Raw genomic sequence first — 9,733 nt, forward strand, 5'->3', positions numbered from 1 at the left:
GCCTCTTACGCGGCTGGTATTCTTGGCGGCCTGACCGGCGATGTATATGGAGCAATTATTGAGTTATCTCAATTGGGAGCGCTCGCGGTATTCGTTTTTGGAGAGAAACTGTTGCTTGTTTTGTTCGTATAGAAGTTTTATTGACAAGTACAAAGAAAGTTGAAATCGCATGGAGGAAGTACATGGCTGTTGCATTATATGTGAAAAAAGGAATAGAACAAGTTAATACAGGGAATTTTACGGAAGCTGCTCTTTCTTTTTCAAAGGCGCTGCAATTAAAAGAGGATGCGGATATTTACTATAACCTAGGAATTGTGCAGACCGTGCTAGGACAAGGTGTAAGTTCTAAACAGTCTTTTCAGCGCGCCATAGAACTTCGGCCGGATTTTCCTGAAGCTTATAACAACTTAGGCATTTTGTTGCAAAGCGAAGCTTCGGAAGAGGAAGCAGAATACTGCTTTCGCCAGGCGATCAAAATCAAAAAAGATTTTTCTGAAGTCTATAATAACCTCGGATTGCTTTTGGTAAAAAAAGATCGCTTGGTTGAAGCGGAAGAATGCTATCATGAGGCGCTTGCGCTATCTTCCAGTTATCCGGAAGTCCATAATAACTTGGGCTTGTTAATGATGAGAAAAGAAAGTCTAACTGAAGCAGAGCATGAATTTCGACTTGCCATAAAAGAAAATGAAAATTTTCCGGAGGCATGCAATAATCTTGCAGTAGTTTTAAGAAAAAATGAAAAGTGGCAAGAAGCAGAGGTCTTTATTAAAAAGGCAATTGAAATTCGGCCTCAATATCCGGAAGCATATTATAATTGGGGATTAACATTGGCGGCGCTTGGTAATATCGAGGCTGCTATAGAGGCATACTGCAAAGCGATTGAACTCCGAGCAGATTATCCGGAAGCGTATAACAATTTGGGCGTGATTCTTTTAAAACAAGGAAAATTGGAGGATGCGGAAAATTTTTTTCATCATGTTATCGAACTAAGTCCCAATTTTTCGGAAGCCTATAGTAACCTCAGCGCAGTATTGAAAGATGGGCCACGCCTTGAGGAAGCGGAAAATTATGCGAAACGTGCCATTCAATTGGATCCTAGCGATGCGGGAGCATATAATAATTTAGGTGCAATTTTAAGAAATCAGAATCGCTTAAGGGAAGCAGAAAAGTATTTTTTGAAAGCTATCGAATTGAAGGCAGACTTTCCGGAGGCTTTTCATAATTTAGCGATGACTTTGATGGAAACGGGGACTCGCTTTAAGGAAGCGGAGTCTTTACTTCAACAAAGTTTGGAACTTCGTCCTGGTTTTGCGGAAGCGGAATATACGTTAGCGGCACTCTATCTTTTGCAAGGAAATTACAAGCAAGGATGGGAAACGTACGAGGCTAGGTTTGCTGTTTTTAATAATTATCAACCGCCGGTTCGACGCTGGCAGGGAGAGGATTTAGAGGGAAAGCATATATTGCTTTCTTGCGAACAAGGTTTTGGCGATACATTGCAGTTCGTTCGTTATGCTGCAGAAGTGGCAAAGCAGGCACGACACACAACCGTATTGGTACAAAAGCCGCTTGTTAGGTTGTTTGCCAACTCGGAAAAAATTACTTTTGTTTCTTCGACTAGCGAGTGTTCGTGGGATGAGTATGATTTTGCTTGTCCGTTATTAAGCCTGCCAATGGTGTTTGAGACGGATGAAAAATCGATTCCTGCTGAGATTCCCTATGTAGTTGCCAACGAGACGCTAGTGAGTAAATGGAAGGATATTCTTGCGAAACAAAGTAATGGGAATGCATTGAAAGTTGGGGTGGTTTGGGCGGGAAACCCAGGGCATAAGAATGATCGCAATCGTTCTGCTCAACTTGCAGAAGTTGCAGAACTTTTTAAGGCTGTGCCTGTTTTATGGATTAGCTTGCAATTAGGCGCGGAGAGCAAGGTGCTACAAAATAGCGCCATTCCTATTGCTGATTTTACAGAGCTGCTTACTAACTTTTCCGAAACGGCAGCATTAATTGCCAATTTAGATATGGTGATTGCAGTAGATACGGCTGTTGCCCATTTAGCGGGAGCAATGGGGAAGAAGACTTGGCTTCTCTTGCCGTTTGCACCTGAATGGCGCTGGCAACTGCAGCGCGAAGATTCTCCTTGGTATCCAACGATCCGAATTTTTCGTCAAACCCGAGTGGGAGACTGGAAAGACGTTCTGCAAAGAGTGGCAACGGCCTTGACGAGTGAAATAAAAGTGTCTGAAGTATAAGGTGAAGAGAATGGAGTCATTATGAAGATTTGGTTTGTGCGACATGGTGAAACCGAGTGGAACCGGACCAAACGGTATCAGGGGCATAGCGATATACCTTTGAACGAAAACGGGCGGAGGCAAGCGCAGGAAACAGCGGCTTTATTAGCAAAGGAGCCGCTGGCGGGGGTCTATGCCAGCGATTTGAAACGGGCTGTAGAAACGGCGGAGACAATAGCGCAGCCGCACAGGCTACAGGTGCAGCAGAAGCCGGAACTGCGAGAACTTCACTTCGGCTTATGGGAAGGTCTGCGGTATGAGCAAATTATGGAAAAATGGGCGGATGAATTGAGCTTAATGTATGAGCATCCTGAGAAGGGATGTGCGCCGGAGGGCGAGGGCTTTAGCGAGCTGGCAAAACGAGCGTGGCCGGCGCTGCAGGCGATTCGTGAAGCGCATCAAGAAGAGGAAGCAATTGCGGTGGTGGCTCATGGAGGCACCATTCGCGTTTTATTATGTTTGCTGCGAGGGAAACCGTTGCAGCAACTTTGGGATGTGGCGATTGAACATGGACAGGCTACAAGGATAGATGTGTAAAGAATAGGAGTATTTTGACTACCTTGCCCATTATCTTGTCGAGCCGTTTCAGTGAGGCAGGATTTAATTTGTTTATCGGAGAAAAGAATTTTCAAGACAACTGAAAAAGGATGCCACCAAACAGGTGCCTTCGGAAGCTTTGAAAAAACCGGAGGAGAATAGGGAAGTTCGGACAGGCCATTGGCCTGTAAACGATGCGGTCGCGCCACTGTATTCGGGGAGAGCGCTTGCGTATGCCACTGGGAAACCGGGAAGGTGCAGGAAGCTTGAGGAACCGTTAGCCAGGATACCTGCCTGTTTTGGCTGTCATGCACCCTCGCGCCAAGGGGAATGCCAGAAGGATAGGTACACTTAAGAAAAGATACCTAGCCTTTGTGGCTGGGTTGTTTTTATATCCCTCATCCCCGCTGGTACGGCAGTTGCAGGCTGAACGTGTTGAAGGAGGGGCTTTTATGAGTTTGGAACAGGAAGTGAATGAGTGGATTGACGGGGCGGCTAAACCTCGTCATAGCCTGGGCTTGTTGGAAAAATACCTAAAAAAGATGGTGCTGTCCTGGGGCGAAGTGAAAACAGAGCTGAAGCCCTTTCATTTAGTGTTTGCGGCGGATAATGGCGTCATTGCTGAAGGCGTGGCCAAAGACCCTGAGGAGATTACTTATTTGCAGGCGCAGAATATGGTGGATGGCCGGGCGACGATCAGCTGTTTTTGCCAGCAGTGCGGCATACCTTATCGGGTCATTGATGTTGGCGTCAATTCTACAAGACCTTTTACTGGAATTTCTCGCAAGGCGGCCATGGGCAGCCGCAGCTTTCTCAAAGAAGAAGCCATGAACGAGGCTGAATTTGCGGTTGCCTGGGAAGCCGGGCAGGAACAGGTTCGTCAATTGGCGGCTAAAGGCTACAACCTAATTTCAATGGGTGAAATGGGGATTGGCAATACGACGACATCATCAGCGGTTTTACACGGCTTGACCGGTATTTTGCCGGAGTTCATTGTCGGCGGCGGCGCCGGGCTGCAGACGAGCGAATTGATTAAGAACAAATGCCAGGTAGTTGCTAAAGGCGTAGAATTGCATAAAGAGAAGTTTCATACCGCCAAAGATATTCTGCGTTGCGTAGGCGGCTTTGACATGGTAGCCATTTGCGCCGCTATGCTGGAATGTGCACGCTTAAAAACGCCCTTTGTCATTGATGGTTTTATTACGGCCGTTGCTTATATTTGCGCCTCAAAGCTGGATACTGGGGTGGAGAAGTACGCGATTCCGTCCCATATGTCCCGGGAACCGGGGATGGCATACTCTTTGCTGCTAGGAAATATTCCGGCGGAGGAAGTGGTGCTGAAAGCCAATATGGCTTTAGGCGAAGGGACAGGAGCCGTATTGATGGTGTTTTTGCTGAAGACTATGCTCTATACGATGCATAATATGGCGCGGATTACCGATTTTATTCCAGCGGCGCCGGAAAAAGAGCAACGAGCTGCCTTGTAAAATATTGCCAAAGAAGTTGGCGATGCATGACAAAAATTTCACATCCCGAAATCCTGACGCAGGAAAATCGTATCCGCATAACTAATAGTATTCATTTATGCGAAAAATTTGACAAGACAAAAACCTGCCGGATGCGTCGTAAAAGGATGGAGGGAATTGAACATGCAAGTCAGCCGGTTTACGTTAAGTGAAATTGTTGACACTAGTGTATTGCAAGAGATTCAAGATAAGTTTGCAGAAGCCACAGGACTGGCGGCAGTCATCGTAGATCCCGAAGGCCGCCCCATTACCAAGCCTAGCCATTTCACCTGTTTTTGCAATTATGTTCGTTCTTTTGAAGAGGGCTTTCGCCGCTGTATGAACTGCGACGACAAAAGCGGCCGCCGGGCTACGCAGAATAAGCGTCCCATGGTGCATCTTTGCCATAGCGGGTTGACGGATTTGGCGGCGCCAATTATTGTGCAGGACGAGTATATCGGCGCATTTTTGGCGGGCCAGGTGGTAGTGGAAACCGAGCATAGCGATATTAAAGAGGTCAAAGAAGAAATGTATCGCCGTGTGGCGGATTTGCCGGTAGATAAGGAAAAAATAGGGGAGCTTTTTGACCAGGTGGAAATTGTGCCGGAGCATCGCATTAAGGCTGGGGCGGATCTGATTTATATCATGTCCAACTACATTGTAGAAATTGGCCTGGCCAATATTGTGCAAAAGCAGCTGATGCTGGAGATGAAAGCCAAGGCGGAGCTGGAAAGCCTGCTGCAGGTGACGGAATTGAAGGCGCTGCAATCACAGGTCAATCCTCATTTTTTGTTTAACACGCTGAATACTATCGCGCGCTTGGCTTTGTTGGAAGGAGCGGAAAAAACCCAGGAAGTGGTGTACGCCTTAGCGGATCTGCTGCGCAATAATCTGAGGGATATTGACGTGCTGCGTACGATCGAAGAAGAGGTCAAATCCACGCGGGATTATTTGACCATTCAAAAGGTTCGCTTCGGCGACCGTATTGCCTCGGAGATTCACATCGATGCCACTCTTTTAGAAGGACTCATTCCAGCGTTGACTCTGCAGCCGTTGGTGGAAAACGCCATTATTCATGGTTTGGAAAATCGAGTGGAAGGCGGCAAAATTTTTCTGGAAGGACAGATGGATAACGGTGATATGGTGTTGACGGTGAGAGATACTGGCGTGGGGATGTCGGCGGAACGTTTGCAGAGCTTGTTTCGAGAGGAGCGGCGGCAAAATTCGCATGGACAGACAACCGGCTTAGGTATTATGAATGTACATAAGCGTATTTGCCATTTTTTTGGCGAACAATACGGCCTTTCGGTAGAAAGCATGCCTGGAGAAGGAACTTCGGTACGGCTGCGTCTGCCGTTTCGGCATAATTAAATGATCGCAGAAAGTCGGTCAGGGAAGACCGGCAGCATTCGGGAAGGAGTCGTTGTATGTATACGCTGTTGATAGCCGACGATGAACAATTGGAGCGGCAAGCGTTGCGCTTCATTATTGAAAAAAACTATCCTCAGGTTCAGATTGTCGGTGAGGCAGGCGATGGCGCCAGCGCTGTCCGGCTGGCCATGGAAGAACGGCCGGATATTGTGCTGATGGACATCCGGATGCCGGAGATCAACGGCTTGGAGGCGGCGAAAAGCATTCGGGTGCTGCTGCCGGATACGCGCATTGTGATGCTGACGGCCTTTGACGAATTCAGCTATGCCAAACAGGCCCTCTCCATGGGTGCTGTGGAATATTTGCTGAAACCAGTGCGGCCAGAGGAGCTTACAGAAACACTGCGCAAAGTGGCTGAAGGCGTCAAGGCCATGAAAAGCAAGCACCAAGAAGAAGAAGCGTTGCGCAAAAGCGTGGCCGAGGCCATGCCGTTTATTCAAATGTCTTTTGTGTATGACCTCATTTCCGGGCAAGTGGAAGAGATGACGCATTATCGGGAACGGGCCAGCTTTTTGGGTTTGGCTGTGGATCCTGGTGTGGCGCTGGTGATTGATATTGATAATTTCCGCAAACTGACCCTGCAGGCCTCGGAACTAGAAAAACAGGGCATGAAGCAGCGGCTGCATCAAAGCATTTGCCGAGCGGTGCGGGCTCGAAGCGGCGTAGGCAAGGCGGCGCTGGTGGCTCCTATAGGGAGTGACAATATCGTCGTATTACTGGGCTTAGAGAACGCGGAGAATGCGGATATGGCTAAAGCGGGGGCATTGCGGGAAGCGGAAAGCATCCGCAGCGTGGTAAGCGAGGAGCTGGGTCTGAGCATTACGATCGGTGTGGGTCGCTACTATAGGGATCCGCGGGATATTTACCGCTCGTATCACGAAGCCATGAGCGCCCTGCGACAGCGGTTTTATCTGGGCAGCAGCCAAGTGATTCATATTGAGGATGCGCCGCATTTGAGCGAAGGGCCTTTTCATTATCCTTTCCATGCGGAGCGGGCTGTCTTGGATAAAGTACGCTGTGGCGACCGCAAGCAAGCCAAAGAAGCGTTAAAAAGTCTTTTAGGTGAGATTTTTGCGAAGAAAACACGCTTGGAAACCGTCAAAGCATGTGTGCTGGAGCTGTTAGTGGTGCTCTCGCGGTCGGCGGTGGAAGGCGGCGCTAGTTTGGACAAGCTGACGTTGCTCAATTTCTATTGCATTCAGCGTCTGAATGAATGCAAGGAGCAAAGCGATATTGAGCGCTGGATGATGGAAGCGCTGGATCAGTTTTTGGATAACATGTTGGAAAACCGCAATAGCATGAATTTGCGGGTTATGAATAAAGCCTGCGAGTATATTGTCGCTAATTGCCATCGCAACCTGCCGCTCGAAGAAGTGGCTCAGACCGTGCATTTGAGTCCTTTTTATTTCAGTCGTTTATTTAAAAAGGAAAAAGGCTTTAATTTTGCAGATTTTATTACCAGAGTACGCCTGGATCGGGCTAAAAAGCTTCTCTTAGATCCGGACTACACGGTGGTGCGGATTGCCACGGAAGTAGGCTATCAAGACGCCAGCTATTTTTGCCGTGTTTTCCGCCAGTCTATGGGAATGACGCCCAATCAGTATCGGCAAGAACTGCGCGGCGAAAAAACAAAAGTCTAAGAAACTTGTAGAAAATAGCATAGTAAACCTGCCATAAAAAAAGATTGCCTTCGGGCAGTCTTTTTTTGCTTTTATATTAAAAAAATTTGGAAAGATCCGCAAAATCTTCTTATCTCAAAATAGAGGAGTGTATTTTTGTCTAAACAGGAGGTTGGGAGCAGCAAGGAACTTCAGTAGGGGAGCAACAAGGACTCAAGGGAGAATGAAGGCAATCGCCAATTAATACACATGTAGAATCGTCGAATTATTTGCGAAGATTGTGAGGAAGGCCGATGAGTATGGAAAAGCAGAGAGTTGTACAAGAATATGTACCAGGAAAGCAAGTGACCTTGGCGCATTTAATCGCCCATCCGAAAGCGGTGCTCTGTGAAAAGCTGGGTGTAGCAGAGGGCGGCGCTATCGGTATCTTGACCATTACTCCTTGCGAAGCGGCTTTGATTGCTGCAGATGTAGCCACCAAGACGGCGGCCGTGGACATTGGATTTATGGATCGTTTTACCGGTTCTGTGGTGCTGGTGGGCAGCGTTTCTGCTGTGGAAGCGGCTCTGCGTCAGGTGAATGCCGTACTGATGGATGGCCTCGGCTTTACCGGTACTCGCATTACCAGGTCCTGAGTGATGAAACATGTTGCGAAGCGCAAGGTCATGATGGTAGGCGCTGTAGGAGCTGGCAAAACGTCGCTGGCGTATGCCTTGGGGCAGCGGGCGAAGGAAGTCAGCAAGACTAGTGATATTGAATTTTACGACGATGCTATCGATACTCCAGGGGAATACGCGCAAATCCCGCGTTTTTACTCGGCGCTGTTGGTGACTTCCATGCAAGCTGCAGGCGTGTTTATTGTGCAGGATGCCTCTCAGCGACTGCCGGTGCTGCCTCCCGGTTTTGCAGGCATGTTTACCAGACCGGTGGTGGGCGTAGTAACCAAAGTAGATTTAGAAAAGGCTGATCGCGAACGCGCAAGACGATTTCTGGTGCAGGCGGGAGTCAAAGAGCCTGTGTTCTTTGTCTCTTCCCATACAGGTGAAGGCTTGGATGAATTGACGGACTGTCTAGAACAGATGGATCGCGGCTCATCTGCCGGAGGAAAGGAGGACATAAAATGAACGAAGCGTTGGGTATGGTGGAAACGAAAGGTCTTGTCGGCGCCATTGAAGCGGCTGATGCCATGGTCAAGGCAGCCAATGTACATTTGGTTGGCTACGAAAAAATCGGCTCCGGCCTGGTGACGGTTATGGTGCGCGGTGATGTCGGTGCTGTCAAAGCGGCTACCGATGCTGGCAGTGCAGCTGCCGGAAAAGTGGGTCAGGTTGTATCCGTACACGTCATTCCTCGCCCCCACACGGATGTGGAAAGCATTCTGCCGAAACAGGTTTAAGAGTTAATTTGGAGGTGGAAGACATATGCAAGAACAGTTGATTGACAAGGTTATGGACGAAATTAAAAAACGCATGGAGTCTCAAGGAACCGCTGCTCCAGTGGAAGCTCCGGCCGCTGCCGCTTGCGCAGCTAACCCGGGAATGACCGAATACGTTGGTACCGCTATTGGCGATACTATCGGTTTGGTAATTGCCAACGTAGATCCCATGCTGCATGCGCAGATGAAACTGGATCCCAAATTCCGCTCGATCGGTATCATCGGCGGCCGTACCGGCGCTGGCCCGCACATCATGGCGGCTGACGAAGCGGTTAAAGCTACCAATACGGAAATCGTTACCATTGAACTGGCCCGCGATACTAAAGGCGGCGCAGGTCATGGATGTCTCATCATTTTCGGCGCTGAAGAAGTGTCTGACGCTCGCCGCGCAGTTGAAGTGGCCCTGAAAGAACTGGACCGCACCTTCGGCGACGTATACGGCAATGACGCAGGCCATCTGGAGCTGCAATACACCGCTCGCGCCAGCTACGCCATAAACAAAGCGTTCAATGCGCCTGTTGGCAAAGCGTTCGGCCTGATTGTCGGCGCTCCGGCGGCCATTGGCGTGCTGATGTCCGATGTGGCCGTTAAAACGGCGAATGTGGAGCTTGTCGGTTATGCCAGCCCTGCTGGCGGCACCAGCTACTCCAACGAAGTGATCATCATGATTACCGGCGACTCCGGCGCGGTTCGCCAGTCGGTTTTGGCTGCTAAAGATGCAGGCAAGAAGTTGCTCGAAGCGTTGGGCGGCCCGGCTCCGTCCGCGACTAAACCTTATATTTAATAGCAGGGAGGGAACGAAATGAAACGATCCAAACGGTTTGAAGCGTTGGAAGCCCGCCCTGTTAACCAGGACGGCTTCGTGGTTGAATGGCCCGAAGTGGGTCTGATTGCCATGGGCAGTCCCAACGATCC

The 9,733-nt window shown here is 49.0% G+C and carries 10 protein-coding genes and 1 riboswitch; all 10 genes read left to right on the forward strand.

Translation table 11 applies throughout. The features are described from left to right. Positions 1–182: 182 nt before the first annotated feature. Positions 183–2,252 carry a tetratricopeptide repeat protein gene (locus tag PHF27_RS11485; RefSeq protein ID WP_300070096.1) on the forward strand — a complete coding sequence of 690 codons (2,070 nt, stop codon included), beginning with the start codon at positions 183–185 and terminating at the stop codon, positions 2,250–2,252. A gap of 21 nt (positions 2,253–2,273) precedes the next feature. Next, positions 2,274–2,828, forward strand: a complete 555-nt coding sequence (gene cobC, locus PHF27_RS11490; RefSeq protein WP_300070099.1) for an alpha-ribazole phosphatase — start codon at positions 2,274–2,276, stop codon at positions 2,826–2,828. Between the two features lie 105 nt (positions 2,829–2,933). Beyond that, positions 2,934–3,141: riboswitch (cobalamin riboswitch) on the forward strand. Positions 3,142–3,280: 139 nt separating this feature from the next. Continuing rightward, a complete protein-coding gene (locus PHF27_RS11495) occupies positions 3,281–4,315 on the forward strand; it encodes a nicotinate-nucleotide--dimethylbenzimidazole phosphoribosyltransferase (RefSeq protein ID WP_300070102.1) in 1,035 nt (344 codons plus the stop codon). Between the two features lie 162 nt (positions 4,316–4,477). Beyond that, positions 4,478–5,704 carry a PocR ligand-binding domain-containing protein gene (locus PHF27_RS11500; protein WP_300070105.1) on the forward strand — a complete coding sequence of 409 codons (1,227 nt, stop codon included), beginning with the start codon at positions 4,478–4,480 and terminating at the stop codon, positions 5,702–5,704. A gap of 56 nt (positions 5,705–5,760) precedes the next feature. Continuing rightward, entirely contained in the window at positions 5,761–7,404 is a 1,644-nt protein-coding gene (locus PHF27_RS11505) for a response regulator (RefSeq protein ID WP_300070108.1), read from the forward strand. Positions 7,405–7,676: 272 nt separating this feature from the next. Continuing rightward, positions 7,677–8,018 (forward strand): ethanolamine utilization microcompartment protein EutS, encoded by a 342-nt coding sequence (gene eutS / locus PHF27_RS11510; protein ID WP_323441422.1) that lies wholly within the window; start codon positions 7,677–7,679, stop codon positions 8,016–8,018. Between the two features lie 3 nt (positions 8,019–8,021). Continuing rightward, entirely contained in the window at positions 8,022–8,507 is a 486-nt protein-coding gene (locus tag PHF27_RS11515; protein ID WP_300070117.1) for a EutP/PduV family microcompartment system protein, read from the forward strand. Beyond that, a complete protein-coding gene (pduA, locus tag PHF27_RS11520; protein WP_018702287.1) occupies positions 8,504–8,779 on the forward strand; it encodes a propanediol utilization microcompartment protein PduA in 276 nt (91 codons plus the stop codon). Before PHF27_RS11515 ends, pduA begins: the two co-directional genes overlap by 4 nt. A gap of 25 nt (positions 8,780–8,804) precedes the next feature. After that, a complete protein-coding gene (gene pduB, locus PHF27_RS11525) occupies positions 8,805–9,602 on the forward strand; it encodes a propanediol utilization microcompartment protein PduB (protein ID WP_300070114.1) in 798 nt (265 codons plus the stop codon). 18 nt (positions 9,603–9,620) lie between these two features. Further along, a partial coding sequence (locus PHF27_RS11530) for a propanediol/glycerol family dehydratase large subunit (protein ID WP_300070120.1) occupies positions 9,621–9,733 on the forward strand: 113 nt, incomplete at its 3' end.

Origin of the sequence: Anaeromusa sp. (assembly GCF_028691475.1) — a bacterium.
GTDB lineage: Bacteria > Bacillota > Negativicutes > Anaeromusales > Anaeromusaceae > Anaeromusa.